Here is an 11,834-nt window from a genome sequence, read left to right on the forward strand (position 1 = left end):
CGACGGCCCGCCGGGCGCGTTGTCGGGCCGTCAGGACCCGGTCACGCAGCGTGGCAGGCGGCAACTTTATGCGACACGTGTTCGTGGTCACCCCTTCCACCAAGCCCCAGATCGGCTACAGTTGTCGCGTTGCAGTTTTGGACTCCCATTGACTTTCGCTGTGCTGCATGGCCGGTTTTGTCGTCTGGGGCCTTTCGGCGACACGTGGCTCATGAGGTGTGGGTCACGGTTTGTTACAAGCCATCAAGGAGATAGACACAAATGGCTGTCGGTACTGTCAAGTGGTTCAACGCTGACAAGGGCTTCGGCTTCATCACCCCGGATGACGGTGGCGCGGACGTGTTCGCGCACTACTCGGCCATCCAGACCTCGGGCTTCCGCTCGCTGGACGAGAACCAGCGCGTCGAGTTCGAGATCACCCAGGGCCAGAAGGGCCTGCAGGCGGAGAACATCCGTCCGATCTGATCCCCGGATCAGCTCGACCCTTCCAGCACGAGACGAACGGGCCGTCCACCTTCGGGTGGGCGGCCCGTTCGCCGTTGCCGGCCGGTCACCGCACCGATTGCCGCGAGCATGGTTCGGGGTACCAGGTCGGCCACAGCGAACCGAGGAGACTGATGACCGAGCAGAACGGCAACTACAGCCGTGAGCACGAGACCGAGGGCGAGCGTCTCGACCGGCACTGGAACGAGTTGCTGCAGGAACTGCGACTGGCCCAGACCGGCACGCAGATCCTTTTCGCGTTCCTGCTCAGCATCGCCTTCCAGGTCCGGTTCCAGGACTCCGACGAGTTCACCCACGGCGTCTTCGCCGTCACGCTGATCGCCTGCGCCCTCAGCGTCTGCCTCTTCCTCGCCCCGGTGTCGTTCCACCGGATGGTCTTCCAGCAACGGCTGCGCGACCGGCTGGTCCCGATGGCCCACCACCTGGCCAGCGCCGGCATGGCTTTCCTGATCCTCGCGATGAGCGGCGGCGTCCTGCTCGCCCTCGACGTCGTCCTGCACCGGACCACCGCGATCATCACCGTCGCGGTCGTCTTCGTTCTCTTCGTCCTGTTCTGGTACGCGCTGCCCGCCTACGTCAGGTCGCAACGCGAAGACGAGGAATGACCTCGGTCGCCACCTTCTCCAGCACCGCTTCGCTGCCGGCGTAGACCCCCTCGGCGCGTGGCCAGTGGGTGATCACGTCGGTGAAACCGAGCGCCGCGGCGCGGCCGACGACGTCCTCGAAGGCGTCGGCGCTGCTCAGCGCGTACTGCTTCGAGTCCAGCGACAGGTACCGGTCGAACGACCGCCCCTCCTCCAGTACGTCGTCCAGGCGGTGGCTCAGGTCGGCGACCGTGGCGAACCAGCTGTCCAGGTCGTCGGCCTTGCCGCCGGTGGTCACCCAGCCGGCGCCGTACCGGGTGGCCAGGCGCAGTGACCTCGGGCCGTTGGCCGCCATCACGAACGGCACACGGGGTTGCTGCACGCAACCAGGCAGCGTCCGGCCGTTGCGGGTCTCGAAGTACTCGCCCCGGTGGTCGACACGGTCGGTGGTCAGCAGCTTGTCGAGCAGCTCGGTGAACTCGGTCAGCCGGTCGACCTTCTGGCGCGGGCTCAGGTCGGGTCCGCCGAGGATCGTCGAGTCGATGCCGCCGCCGGATCCGATGCCACACAGCAAGCGCCCGTTCGAGATGTCGTCCAGGGCGAGGATGTCGCGGGTCAGCGTCAGCGGGTGACGGAAGTTCGGCGAGGTGACGAACGTGCCCAGCTTCACCGTCGACGTGACGAGCGCGGCCGCGGTCAGGGTCGGCGTGGTGCCGTACCAGGGTGAGTCCTGGAGTCCGCTCCAGGTCAGGTGGTCGTAGGTCCACACGTGGTCGAAGCCGAGCTCCTCGGCCGCGCGCCACTTCGGCGCCGCCTCGCTCCAGCGGTACTCCGGCAGGATCGTGATTCCGAATCGCATGCTGCGCAGACTAGACCTCGGCGGCACGCTGTGGCGGGGGCCACACGATAGTTGCATTTCGCCCCGATCTTCGGCACGGTCGTAAGGCAGTTCCCCCGACACTTCGAAAAGGAGGCGCGCCGCAGCGAGGCGTGTATCACCAGTGGCGATCGACATCGACGGTCAGCACGTGTTCCCCGACCACGAGAACGAGCACCCTGCACTGGCAACCCCGCCACCACCTGGCAGCCGAAGTCACGGCTCAGGACTGGACCGCGTCGTCTTCGGTGTGACCGCGGTCATCGCCGTGGCCTTCGTCGTCTGGGGCTTCGCCGACTCCGGCAGCCTCGGTACGGCGTCCGACAGCGCGCTGAGCTGGGTCGAGACCAACACCGGCTGGCTGTTCGTGCTGCTGGCGTCGGGTTTTGTCGTCTTCGTGCTGTGGCTGGCCGCCGGCCGGTACGGACGAATCCCGCTCGGTGCCGACGACGAGCAGCCCGAGTTCCGCACGGTGTCGTGGGTCGCGATGATGTTCAGCGCCGGGATGGGCATCGGCCTGATGTTCTACGGCGTCAGCGAACCGCTGTCGCACTTCACCGCTCCCCCACCGGGCACCGTCGAGGCCGGATCGTCGCAGGCGCTGGAGACGGCGATGGCGACCACGTTGTTCCACTGGACCCTGCACCCGTGGGCGATCTACGCCGTCGTCGGCATTGCGATTGCCTACGGCACCTTTCGGCGCGGCCGCTCGCAGCTGATCAGCTCGGCGTTCGCACCGCTGCTCGGCCGGCGGACCGAGGGACCGATCGGCAAGACGATCGACAGCCTGGCGATCTTCGCGACGCTGTTCGGCTCGGCCGCGTCGCTCGGACTGGGTGCGTTGCAGATCGGGTCCGGCGTGCGGATCCTCGGCTGGATGGACCAGACCGGCAACGGCGTCCTGGTCGGCGTGATCGCGATCCTGACCGCGGCCTTCGTCGCCTCGGCCGTCTCCGGTGTTGCCAAGGGCATCCAGTGGCTGTCGAACATCAACATGGTGCTCGCGGTCGTGCTGGCCGTGTTCGTGTTCGTGGTCGGCCCGACCGTGCTGATCCTCAACCTGGTGCCGACCGCGATCGGCGACTACTTCCGCGACCTGGCCTCGATGGCCGCCCGGACCGAGGCCAGCGGCGGCGACGCGATGGCCAAGTGGCTGTCGGGCTGGACCGTCTTCTACTGGGCCTGGTGGATCTCCTGGACGCCGTTCGTCGGCATGTTCATCGCCCGGATCAGCCGCGGCCGGACGATCCGGCAGTTCGTCACCGGCGTGCTGCTGGTTCCGTCGATGGTCAGCCTGGTCTGGTTCTGCGTGTTCGGCGGCGCCGCGATCGACACCCAGCGCAACGGCGTGGACATCGCCGGCCAGTCGACGTCGGAGGGTCAGCTGTTCGGGCTGCTGGACCAGCTCCCGCTCGCGTCGGTGACCACGATCCTGGTCGTCGTGCTGGTGGCGATCTTTTTCGTGTCCGGCGCGGACGCCGCGTCGATCGTGATGGGCACGCTGTCCGAGCGGGGCGCGATCGCGCCGAAGAAGCCGACCGTGATCTTCTGGGGTGTGCTGACCGGTGCGGTCGCGGCGGTGATGCTGCTGGCCGGCGGTGGCGGCGCCGAAGCGCTGCAGGGCCTGCAGAACCTGACGATCGTGGCCGCGCTGCCGTTCGCGCTGGTGATGGTCGGGCTGGCGGTCGCGCTGGCCAAGGACCTGCGCACCGATCCGTTGATGCTGCGCCGCGAGATCGGCACCGAAGCGGTGGAGAACGCGGTGATCGAGGGCGTGAGCGCGCACGGCGACGACTTCGCGCTGGTCGTCACCGGCAACGGGCACGACAAGCATCCCGATGTCCCGGAGTCGCCGCAGCCGCAGGACGCCGTACCGGCGCCGAAAGGCGCACCCCAGGAATAGATGAGGGCTCAACTACTTGGAAGTGGTACGACTTCCGAGAGGTGAACCCTTTTGGTACAGGGCTGTCGAAGCGCCCCTGGCAGATCGGCTGACTGATGGTCCGGGGCTCGCCCCGGACCATCAGCGGGTGGGAGTCGGGAAGTGCGCCAGGGTGCTGGTGCCGATGCTGCTCAGCCAGACCCTGCCGTCGCGCTCGCGAACACCGGTGGGCATGTGGAACTTCGGGTGCGTGCCTCGCAGGTCGTGCACCAGGCGACCGGCGTCGTCGTACGCCTGGATCTCGATGATGTCGGCCGGTTTCGGCTTCAACGCGTCGGGCAGGGCCCAGACGATCTTGCGCAGGACCGGCGGCTTGGGCAGCAGCACGTCGAGCACGGTGTTGCGCGGTGAACCGATCGCGACCCAGATCAGCCCGTCGGAGCCGCGGGAGATGTTGTCCGGCAGTCCCGGGATCGGGGTGACCAGCTCGGGTTCGGCGCCGTCGGTGGTCAGGTCGAGCTTGAAGAGTCCGTACCCGGCGGTCTCGGCGTAGAACAGCGTCTGCTGGTCGCCGCTGAGCGCCACGCCGTTCGGGAACGCCCGTCCGGTCGCGAGGCGCGTGAGTTCGCCGTCCGGGCGCAGGCGGTAGACGCTGCCGGTCGTCGTGTGCTCGAGCAGGTCGGCCATCCACTCGTCGACGCCGAAGCGGGTCGAGGAGTCGGTGAAGTAGATCGTGCCGTCGTCGGCGACGTCGGCGTTGTTGCAGAACCGCATCGGCCGGCCGTCGACCTCCCCGAGCAGCGTCGTCACCCGGCCGTCGCGATCCATGGTGAGCAGGCCGCGGTTCGCGTCGCAGATCAGCACCTCGCCGTCGGCGAGCCACTCCAGCCCGAGCGGGCGTCCACCCGTGTCGGCCAGTGTGGTGATCGTCCGGCCGTCGGCGCTGATCCGCAGGATCCGCCCGTCGAGCAGGCCGGTCAGCACGCTGCCGTCCTCGTCGATCAGCGTGTCCTCGGGCCCCTCCCCCGGCATCGCGACGACCTCGACCGCCAGATGCTTGGGCTGCCGGATCGGGGGCGAGGGCGGCGGTGTCCAGCGAACCGGCTCGATACGCGACTTCATGGGACCTGAGCCTAGAAGGCTTGGTCCCTCGGTGGGAACAACTCGCGCGTGTCCCCGCCACCGGCCCAGACGCCGATCGCGAACGCGGCCGTTGCCTCCAGCAACCGAGCGCGCTGCAGGCCGCCGGCGTGGATGGGCTCACACCCGAGATCGCGGACCAGTACGGCGACCTGATCGAGGGCCTCCCGGTCGTCGCCGCAGATCGGCACGCCGAGCCGCTGACCGGGTTGCGGCGCTCGGCGCCAGACGCTGTCGGCGGCCAGGTTGAACGCCTTCACGACGCGCGCCTGGTCGGCGTAGCGGCTGATCGTCTCGGCCATCGCGTCGACGGCGAGCACGACGCCGGGATGGGTGATCGCGTTCGTACAGTCGATCAGGGTGCGGCCACGCAGGTCGACGGCCTGGACCGTCGCGATCGCGGCCTCGGCCGGTACGGCGAGCAGGACGACCGGGCCGAACTGCGCGGCCTCCTGCAACGTGCCGCCCCGCGGCGCCGGCTGCGTGCCGCGTGACGCGCGGCTGAGCTGCTCGGCGAGCTTCCGGGCTCGCTGCGGCGATCGGCCGCCGACGAAGATCTCGTGGCCGGCCTTCGCCCACTGCCCGCCGAGGGCTTCGGCCATCAGGCCGTTGCCGAGGATTCCGATTCGCATGCTGCCTCCTTCATGGTCGAGGCCGTGACGCTAGCCGGGACGAAACGCACCTGCTGGTGCCTTTCGCGGAGTGCACACTGGACCGGTGACGACGTTCTACGCGGACTGCCAGGCCCGGGTCGCCGCCGACCTGATCAGCGGGACCTGGCCGATGGTGGTCATCTACTCGCTGTCCAAAGGCCCGGCCCGCCCGGGCGACCTGCGCCGCAAGATCGGCGGCATCAGCCAGAAGGTGCTCACCGAAACGCTGCGCCGCCTCGAGCACAACGGCATCGTCGAACGCCGCCGCTACGCCGAAGCACCGCCACGGGTCGAGTACTCGCTCACCGAGGCCGGTCGCGACCTGCTCGTCCCGATCGAGGCCCTGGGCGACTGGGCTGCCAAGCACGCGTCGACGGTCCTGGACGCGCAGGAGCCGGCCTGACCGCTGGTCCCCGGTCGTGGCGGGCCGCAACTATCGCGGATCGGACGTACCGAGGAGGCGGCGGGTCAGGGTGTCGCGGGCGGACAGCAGTTCGGCGGCTGCGGCTTGTAGGTGCTGGTCGCCGGGAGTCGCGCCGGCTTCGGCGGCGAGCAGGACGGCCCGTCGTACCAGCTCCTTGGCGAAGGAGGCCGTGGTGCCTTCGGTCTCGGCGACGATCCGGTCGATCACCGCCGGGCTCAGGTCGAGGGTCGGGCCGTAGAGCGTGAGCAGACGGGCTCGACCGGCCGCGTCGGGCAGCGGGACCTCCACCGCGAGGTCGACCCGGCCGGGGCGTTCGGCCAGCGCCGGTTCGAGGATGTCGGCGCGGTTGGTGGTCAGCAGGAACGCCACGTCGGCGTCCTCGGCCAGGCCGTCCATCTCGTTCAGCACCTGGAACAACAACGGGTTCTCGCTGCCGTGGAGGTGGTCCCGCGACTCGGCGATCAGGTCGCAGTCCTCCAGGACGACGAGCGCCGGCTGCAATTTCCGGGCCAGCGCGCACGCCTCACCGACGTACCGGATGCTCATGCCGGCCAGCAGCACGACGGTGAACTCCGGCAGTCGCGACAGCAGGTACCGCACGGTGTGCGTCTTGCCTGTGCCCGGAGGTCCGTACAGCAGGACGCCGCGGCGCAGATGCTGGCCGCTCCGCAGCAGCGCCTCCCGATGCTCGGCGACACCGATCACTTCACGCTCGACCCGCTCCAGTACGCCGTCCGGCAGCACCACGTCGTCGCGCGCGATCCCCGGCCGCGGGTGCAACCGGAACGGCCCGACCCCGTGGCCGAAGTCGTGCGGCTCGAACGACACCACCTTGCCGCGGAACACGTTGTGCTCGCGGATCAGGTCTGGCAGCGCCCGCAGCAGCCGCTCCCCCGCGTCCTTCGACGTGGCCAGCACCTCGAGCTGCACCGTGATCCGCCCGAACTGCGGGTTCGCGGCCCGCAGCAACGCTGCGTACCGGTCCTCACCGCGCCGGCCGAGGTAGAAGCCGAAGGCGACACAGTCCATCTCGACGCCGACATCGACCGCGACCCGCTGGTAGTCGACCGCGCCGATCGCGAACCGGCCGTGACCGGCCGCCAGTTCGAGCAGCTCGCCGAGCGAGTGGTGACCGCGGTCGCTGCCGGCCAGACCGATCACCTCCGCGCTGTCGAACCAGCTCTCCAGCGCCAGCTGCACGTTCGGCAGCTCGAACGGCGGGAAGGTCGCCGCGATCACCGGCAAGTCCGCGGGCTCGACCTCCAGATGGGCGCGCAGCCGGTCGCGCAGGTTCTCCCGGGCGATCCCGGTCGGCGTCTGGTGCATCCGTTCCAGGAACGCCCGGAACAGCCGGGCGAACTCCGCGACCTCGTCCTGCTCCGTCATGACGCCCCCAGCCGGGATCGCGGATGTAGCGGAGGGGTCCTCCGATACGCCCTATAGGATTCTCACTATGACATCGACTGAGTCCACCGAGCGCCCGTACGCCGCCTTCCCGGTTCGCATCGGTGTTCAGATCCAGCCCCAGCACGCGCAGTACGCCGACATCCGCCGCACCGTCGCCAAGGTGGAGGAACTCGGCGTCGACGTGGTGTTCAACTGGGACCACTTCTACCCGCTGTCCGGTGAGCCCGAAGGACTGCACTTCGAGGCCTGGACGATGCTGGCCGCCTGGGCGGAGGCGACCGAGCGGATCGAGTTCGGCGCGCTGGTGACCTGCAACTCCTACCGCAACCCCGACCTGCTGGCCGACATGGCCCGCACGGTCGACCACATCAGCGAGGGCCGGCTGATCTTCGGCATCGGCTCCGGCTGGTTCGAGAAGGACTACGACGAGTACGGCTACCCGTTCGGTACGGCGGGCGGGCGGCTCGACGCGCTCGGTGAGGCGCTGCCGCGGATCGAGCAGCGCTGGGCCAAGCTGAACCCCAAGCCGACCCGGGACATCCCGGTGCTGATCGGCGGCGGTGGCGAGAAGAAGACCCTGAAGCTGGTCGCCCAGCACGCCAACATCTGGCACGGCTTCGGCGACGCCGAGACGATCGCGCACAAGCACGCCGTACTGGACGGCCACTGCGCGACGATCGGCCGCGACCCGGGCGAGATCGAGCGGTCCGCGGCGGTCGGCGACAAGAGCCCCGAGGAGGTCGGCAAGGCGATGCTCGACGTCGGCACCCGGCTGTTCACGCTGAGCACCTCCGGCCCGGACTACGACCTCGGCCTGGTCCGCGACTGGCTGGCCTGGCGCGACGAGGTCAACGCCAAGGCCTGATCCGACCGTGGTGCCCGTGCTCGCAGCGTGAGCACGGGCACCTTGCCTTTGCCGGGGGCCACCCTGGGCGGGCTCGGCCGGGGCTTCGCTAGGATTTCCGGCATGCCTACGCTGCCTACGAACGGTTCGGTGCTGCCCATCACGCGGTGGGGCGAGGACGTGATGCACCGGCTGAACAAGCCGGTCACCGACTTCGGCGACGAACTGCAGAAGCTGGTCGCCGACATGGTCGCGACGATGAACGCGGCCGAGGGCGTCGGGCTGGCCGCGAACCAGGTGGGCGTCGACCTGCAGCTGTTCGTGTTCGACTGCCCGGACAAGAACGGCGTCCGCCACCAGGGGGTCGTCTGCAACCCGAAGCTCGAACTGCCCGAGGGCAAGGACCGCCGGCTGGACGAGGGCGAAGAGGGCTGCCTGTCGCTGCCCGGCGCGTTCACCAAGTGCGCCCGCCCGGACTTCGCGCGGGTGACCGGCGTCGACCAGCACGGCGAGCCGGTGTCGTACGAGGGCGACGGACTGCTCGCGCGCTGCCTGCAGCACGAGACCGACCACACGCAGGGCATGGTGTTCGGCGACCGGCTGTCGCGGAAGTACAAGCGCCGCCTGTTCGCCGAGGCCGAGGAGCTCGCCCCTGACTACCCGGCGGACTGGCCGGTCTCCCCGATGCTGAACGTCGAGCAGCACGAGGGCCAGCCGGTCAGCGAGTAGTTGCCGTCGGCCTGACTCGCTCAGCGCGGGTGACGGCCCGACACGTCACTTGCCGGTCAGGGCTTCGGGGGTCCTGGTCGGGTTGAGGGAGGCCGGGGTAGTGGCCGGCTGGGCGAGTTCTGGGGGCTTGGGTTGCTGGGGCAGTTCGGGCTGGGGTTGCTCGGACGGCTCGGGCTCGTCGGCTTTCGCTGTCGCCTTGGACGGCGCCTCGGTGGGTGTCGAGCGTTCCAGGAAGCGCAGCAGCTCGACCGGGAAGGGCAGGACGAGCGTCGAGTTCTTCTCGGCGGCGACCTCGACGACGGTCTGCAGCAGGCGGAGCTGGAGCGCGGCGGGGTGCTCGGCCATCACCTCGGCGGCCTGGCCGAGCTTCTCCGAGGCCTGCAGTTCGCCGTCGGCGGTGATGATCCGGGCCCGGCGTTCGCGCTCGGCCTCGGCCTGGCGCGACATCGAGCGCTTCATCGTCTCCGGCAGCGCGACGTCCTTGATCTCGACGCGTTCGATGTGCACGCCCCAGTCCAGCGCGGGGCTGTCGATCATCAGCTCCATGCCCTGGTTGAGGCGTTCGCGGTTGGACAGCAGGTCGTCCAGGTCGCTCTTGCCGATGATCGAGCGCAGCGAGGTCTGCGCGACCTGACCGATCGCGGAGGTGTAGTCCTGCACGTCGACCGCCGCTCGCACCGGGTCGACCACGCTGAAGTAGACGACCGCGTCGACGCGCACCGTCACGTTGTCGCGGGTGATGCCGTCCTGGGCCGGGACCGGCATCGTGATGATCTGCATGTTGACCTTCTGCAGCCGGTCGACGAACGGGACCAGCATCGCCAGCCCCGGTCCGCGGACCTCCGGCAGTACGCGTCCGAACCGGTAGACCACCCCGCGCTCGAACTGCTTGACCACGCGCACGGACAGCGCCGCTCCGACCAGTACTGCGGCCACGACGGCGAGCATCACGATCAGGAACACCATGTCTCCTCCGATCCCGCCGTTATATCGTAACACGATATAGTCGCGGTGGCGCCGGTGGACGGCGACCGAAGGAGGATGGTTGTGCAGGCCGACAGCAAGCCGTTGACGAAGGCGGATTTCGAGGCACTGGCCCGGTTCCGCTTCGGAATCCGGCGCTACCTGCGGTTCAGCGAGCAGACCGTGCGCGGTCACGGGCTGACACCGCAGCAGTACCAGCTTCTGCTCGCGCTGAAGGGGTTTCCGGGCCGCGAGTGGGCGACGATGAGCGAGGTCGCCGAGCGTCTCCAGCTCCGCCACCACAGCGCCGGCGAGCTGGTGAACCGCGCTCAGTCCCAGGGGTTGGTTCAACGCCTCCCCCACCCCGAAGACGCGCGATCGGTCCGCGTCGAGCTGACGGAGGACGGTCAGGACGCGTTGGCCCGCCTCAGTTCCCTGCACCGCGACGAGCTACGCCGGATGGAGGAGGCGTTGGCCCTGCCACACTGGAGTGAACCGTCCTGAACATCCTTTGCCCATAGCAACTAGTGCGCCTGGAGGACTTCGGTGAACGACGTACCTGGTGCTGTCGCGACCGCCGTCGGTCGGTAGGCGGTCGCGATGCGAGAACTCACGGCCTACGAGCGGGCAACGCTCGAGCTCGACCTGCCGGTGATCCAGCGATGGGCGGCGGCACACCCCGAGCTCGGCGCCGAGGCGGTGGTCGATCGCGACGAGTACGACTCGAACGTCGGGCACGTCCTGCTGGTCGTCTGGTTGCGCGACCACTCGGCCGTACGGCGTACGCGCGAGCAACTGGTCGAGGTGATGGCCCGGCCGGAGCATCTGCGCGTACGCCGGTGGATGCCAAACCCGGCGGAGGTCGAGCGGCTGCGGGAGATCGTACGAGCGATGCGCGCCGAGGGACCGGGGCGTGCGCAGATCAGCGTCACCGGGCTCGACGGCGAGACTGGTTTCTTGGTGGTCGGGCTGGATCGGCAGGACGCGGACTTCGCGGCGGAGATCGAGGCGGTGCGGCCGGGGTGGGTGCGGGTGCTGCCGGACCCGATCGGTGTCGCGCCGCTCGGTGACGACCGGCCGGAGCCCGGCTAGTTGACTCTTGCGTGCTGGGCTCGGGCGTCGGCTGCGGCCAGGCCTGCTCGGAGGGAATCTTGGGCGCCCGGCGGCCACGGGCCTGAGGCGGCCAGGGGGATTTCGGCGATGAAGCGGCGCTCGGACTCCGGGATCTTGGCGGCGACGAGGTCGGGGTTGTTGGCGGCGGTCGCGTAGAGGTTGGGGCCGTCGGCGTAGAAGAGGTCGGCGGCGACCAGTCGGCCGTCGGTGGTGCGCATCACGTTGGACGGGTTGGTGTCGAGCGGGCCGCACCAGGGCAGCTCGCGCAGGGCCTGGTCGTGGATGCGGCGTACGACGTCGACGAGTTCGGCGACGTGCGGGGCTCGCGTGGTGATCGCCTGGTGGAACGCGGTCGCCTCAGCCGCGGGGACCGGGTTGAGCCACTCCATCAACTGGAAGTCGCCACCCCCGGTGAGGCGGCGATGGGCGAACAGCAACGGGACCTGCCAGGTGTGGGCGGCTTCTCGGTAGAGCGCCGCGGTGTACGGCCCGGTGGGATCGAACGGGCTGATCCGCGCCGCGGCAGTGCCGTCCGGGGAGCGCAGCGCGATGGCCCAGTCACCAGCGCCGCACGGCGTCCAGCCGGCGGCGAGAAGCGCTCGCTCGATGTCGCGGTGATCGGCGTCCGGCCCGATCAGCGCGAGCGTTTCGCGGTAGGCGTCGGCGTCGTCCGGTCTCACGGTGTGCTCTCCTCGAGGTGGTCGGTGCCGATCC

14 protein-coding genes are annotated in these 11,834 nt (G+C 69.4%); 8 read left to right on the forward strand and 6 right to left on the reverse strand.

Features of this window, described 5'->3' with window-relative positions; translation table 11 throughout:
- Positions 1 to 261 precede the first annotated feature (261 nt).
- Positions 262 to 465 carry a cold-shock protein gene (locus BWI15_RS22170; RefSeq protein WP_012921273.1) on the forward strand — a complete coding sequence of 68 codons (204 nt, stop codon included), beginning with the start codon at positions 262 to 264 and terminating at the stop codon, positions 463 to 465.
- Positions 466 to 617: 152 nt separating this feature from the next.
- Positions 618 to 1,109: a DUF6328 family protein gene (locus tag BWI15_RS22175; RefSeq protein ID WP_077016392.1), complete on the forward strand. Its 492-nt coding sequence runs from the start codon at positions 618 to 620 to the stop codon at positions 1,107 to 1,109.
- Here the strand turns inward: BWI15_RS22175 and BWI15_RS22180 are convergent.
- A complete protein-coding gene (locus BWI15_RS22180) occupies positions 1,081 to 1,947 on the reverse strand; it encodes an LLM class flavin-dependent oxidoreductase (RefSeq protein ID WP_077016393.1) in 867 nt (288 codons plus the stop codon). The two genes, BWI15_RS22175 and BWI15_RS22180, sit on opposite strands and share 29 nt — an antisense overlap.
- A gap of 142 nt (positions 1,948 to 2,089) precedes the next feature.
- Between BWI15_RS22180 and BWI15_RS22185 the strand changes: the two genes are divergently transcribed.
- Positions 2,090 to 3,868, forward strand: a complete 1,779-nt coding sequence (locus tag BWI15_RS22185) for a BCCT family transporter (RefSeq protein WP_077016394.1) — start codon at positions 2,090 to 2,092, stop codon at positions 3,866 to 3,868.
- Positions 3,869 to 3,988: 120 nt separating this feature from the next.
- Here the strand turns inward: BWI15_RS22185 and BWI15_RS22190 are convergent, their stop codons facing one another.
- Together BWI15_RS22190 and BWI15_RS22195 are read right to left on the reverse strand one after the other, a co-directional pair.
- Positions 3,989 to 4,969, reverse strand: a complete 981-nt coding sequence (locus BWI15_RS22190) for an SMP-30/gluconolactonase/LRE family protein (protein WP_083750935.1) — start codon at positions 4,967 to 4,969, stop codon at positions 3,989 to 3,991.
- Positions 4,970 to 4,980: 11 nt separating this feature from the next.
- Positions 4,981 to 5,619, reverse strand: a complete 639-nt coding sequence (locus BWI15_RS22195; protein WP_077016395.1) for an NADPH-dependent F420 reductase — start codon at positions 5,617 to 5,619, stop codon at positions 4,981 to 4,983.
- Between the two features lie 85 nt (positions 5,620 to 5,704).
- Between BWI15_RS22195 and BWI15_RS22200 the strand changes: the two genes are divergently transcribed.
- Positions 5,705 to 6,043, forward strand: a complete 339-nt coding sequence (locus BWI15_RS22200; protein WP_083750936.1) for a winged helix-turn-helix transcriptional regulator — start codon at positions 5,705 to 5,707, stop codon at positions 6,041 to 6,043.
- Between the two features lie 30 nt (positions 6,044 to 6,073).
- On the opposite strand, the gene BWI15_RS22205 is transcribed toward BWI15_RS22200, so the two are convergent.
- Positions 6,074 to 7,450, reverse strand: a complete 1,377-nt coding sequence (locus BWI15_RS22205; RefSeq protein ID WP_077016397.1) for an AAA family ATPase — start codon at positions 7,448 to 7,450, stop codon at positions 6,074 to 6,076.
- 67 nt (positions 7,451 to 7,517) lie between these two features.
- Here BWI15_RS22205 and BWI15_RS22210 point away from each other — a divergent pair, with 67 nt between their 5' ends.
- Together BWI15_RS22210 and def are read left to right on the forward strand one after the other, a co-directional pair.
- A complete protein-coding gene (locus BWI15_RS22210; RefSeq protein ID WP_077016398.1) occupies positions 7,518 to 8,336 on the forward strand; it encodes an LLM class F420-dependent oxidoreductase in 819 nt (272 codons plus the stop codon).
- A gap of 102 nt (positions 8,337 to 8,438) precedes the next feature.
- Positions 8,439 to 9,044 carry a peptide deformylase gene (gene def, locus BWI15_RS22215; RefSeq protein ID WP_077016399.1) on the forward strand — a complete coding sequence of 202 codons (606 nt, stop codon included), beginning with the start codon at positions 8,439 to 8,441 and terminating at the stop codon, positions 9,042 to 9,044.
- Positions 9,045 to 9,089: 45 nt separating this feature from the next.
- On the opposite strand, the gene BWI15_RS22220 is transcribed toward def, so the two are convergent.
- Entirely contained in the window at positions 9,090 to 10,010 is a 921-nt protein-coding gene (locus BWI15_RS22220) for a slipin family protein (protein WP_193432181.1), read from the reverse strand.
- An 81-nt stretch (positions 10,011 to 10,091) separates the two neighbouring features.
- Between BWI15_RS22220 and BWI15_RS22225 the strand changes: the two genes are divergently transcribed.
- Positions 10,092 to 10,511 (forward strand): MarR family winged helix-turn-helix transcriptional regulator, encoded by a 420-nt coding sequence (locus tag BWI15_RS22225; RefSeq protein WP_202817709.1) that lies wholly within the window; start codon positions 10,092 to 10,094, stop codon positions 10,509 to 10,511.
- Positions 10,512 to 10,607: 96 nt separating this feature from the next.
- The gene (locus BWI15_RS22230; protein WP_077016400.1) at positions 10,608 to 11,099 is read left to right on the forward strand and encodes a hypothetical protein; all 492 of its coding nucleotides are present in this window, start codon (positions 10,608 to 10,610) and stop codon (positions 11,097 to 11,099) included.
- Here the strand turns inward: BWI15_RS22230 and BWI15_RS22235 are convergent.
- Positions 11,096 to 11,800 (reverse strand): hypothetical protein, encoded by a 705-nt coding sequence (locus BWI15_RS22235; RefSeq protein WP_077016401.1) that lies wholly within the window; start codon positions 11,798 to 11,800, stop codon positions 11,096 to 11,098. The genes BWI15_RS22230 and BWI15_RS22235 overlap by 4 nt on opposite strands.
- Positions 11,801 to 11,834 lie beyond the last annotated feature (34 nt).

It is taken from the genome of Kribbella sp. ALI-6-A, assembly GCF_001984195.1.
GTDB lineage: Bacteria > Actinomycetota > Actinomycetes > Propionibacteriales > Kribbellaceae > Kribbella.